We start from the raw sequence: 1,808 nt of genomic DNA, 5'->3' as shown, positions 1-1,808 counted from the left end.
TGTGACACTCCCAGAGGAAACGGGGAGAAACCGGGAAAACAAAGTGTCCCCTAAAGTTTAAGAGGTGCGCATCTACTCGACTTTTGTGCGTCACCTCGATCAAGGGGACGGTTCGTGCGCCAAGCAAAGGGCGTGTCATATAGTGGGTGCGAACCCCACTAGGAAAAGTTTAGCCAACTACCTATAGCGAGTCTTGGGAGGCGCGGGGTGATCCGCGTCTCTAAGCGTAGACAGCAAACTAGCAGGCTGGAAGCGAAAGCTGAATCGATTGAGCCCCGAAATCACCCCAATGGGAAGGCCGATGCAGTGGACCGTGCAGAAGGCAACATCTGACTGGTCGAAATGGCGAGACCAGTCAGGCTTCCCCGGGGTCATAGAGACCGGCATGTTAGATACCGTTATGACACGTCAACTTGGGAGAACTTACCCGTTCTTCAAGATGGAGTATGGCCGACAAGTGATAATAAAGCAAGGGAGCCAAACGGCGGGTAAGTAGTCGGATTACCGCATAGTACTGATGAAGCAGGGTAATGCCTGCAGAGGGAAGGCGGTAACACAATGTCGCCCCGGCAAGGGCCACACAAGCTACACACACGGAGGTAGACAAATTGTGTACACAAAACTTGCAGGGATAGCAAAAGTAGCCAAAGAACGCCCGCAAGAAAAGTTCACATCATTAGCGCACCTAATCAACGAAGAAATGCTGGCCATCTGCCATAAAGAAATGGATGGCAGGAAAGCCGCCGGCATAGATGCCGTAACCAAGCAAGCATATGGCGAAAACCTGGAACAAAACCTCAAAGACCTGGTGCAGCGAATGAAGCGCCATGCCTATCGCCCACAACCCGCGCGTAGGGTCTACATACCCAAACCGGGAACCAACAAACAAAGGCCACTAGGCATACCAGCCTACGAGGACAAACTCGTCCAAGCGGCACTGGCGAAAATACTGACCGCCATATACGAACAAGAATTCTTGGACAGTTCATTCGGATTCCGGCCGAACCGCAATTGCCATGACGCGATAAAAGTATTAAACGCCATAATCATGAAAAGGCCCATAAACTACATTGTAGACGTAGACATTAAAGGCTTCTTTGAGCACGTCAACCACGACTGGATGATCAAATTCATCGAACACCGTATCGCAGACCCCAACATTATACGGCTAATCAAGCGCTTCCTGAAGGCAGGTATAATGGAAGAAGGGATAAAATACGACACGACGGAAGGGACACCTCAAGGAGGTGTCGTCTCCCCGGTACTGGCCAATATCTACCTGCACTATGTAATAGACCTGTGGTTTGAGAAGTGTATTCGCAGGCAAAGCCAAGGAGCAGCGTTTATGGTCCGTTATGCCGACGATAACGTGTTCTGCTTTGAGAACAAAGGAGAAGCCATCGCCTTTTACAAAATACTACCCGAGAGACTAAACAAGTTCGGCCTGGAAATATCCGCTGAGAAATCGAAAATTATTGCGTTTGGGCGAAAGGCTGGAAAGAAAGATGACGATGACGCCCCTGGCAGTGGTAAACCGGAAACATTTGACTTCCTTGGGTTCAAACACTACTGTAGTATAAGCCGCAACGGTAGATTCCGGGTAAAACGGAAAACGAGCAGCAAGAAATTCCGGGCAAGCCTACTACGATTTAAACAATGGATACAAGGAAACCGGCATATGCTGACAGAAAAGCTAATGAACAAACTTAGGCGCAAATTGCAAGGATATTATCGGTATTACGGGATAACAGACAACTCACCGATGCTAAGGAGATTCTTCGACGAAGTGAAACGACACCTGTTCAAAA

Annotated in this window: 2 protein-coding genes; both read left to right on the top strand. The window is 49.0% G+C overall.

Annotated features, from left to right (window positions below; translation table 11 throughout):
* Nucleotides 1-207: 207 nt before the first annotated feature.
* Nucleotides 208-333: a hypothetical protein gene (locus SPSYN_RS16300; protein ID WP_279279202.1), complete on the top strand. Its 126-nt coding sequence runs from the start codon at nt 208-210 to the stop codon at nt 331-333.
* Nucleotides 334-610: 277 nt separating this feature from the next.
* Nucleotides 611-1,808, top strand: a 1,198-nt coding sequence (ltrA, locus tag SPSYN_RS15425) for a group II intron reverse transcriptase/maturase (protein ID WP_161823375.1), incomplete at its 3' end; no start/stop codon positions are given.

Origin of the sequence: Sporotomaculum syntrophicum (assembly GCF_009932395.1) — a bacterium.
GTDB lineage: Bacteria > Bacillota > Desulfotomaculia > Desulfotomaculales > Desulfallaceae > Sporotomaculum > Sporotomaculum syntrophicum.
This window is presented reverse-complemented; position numbering and strand designations above follow the sequence as displayed.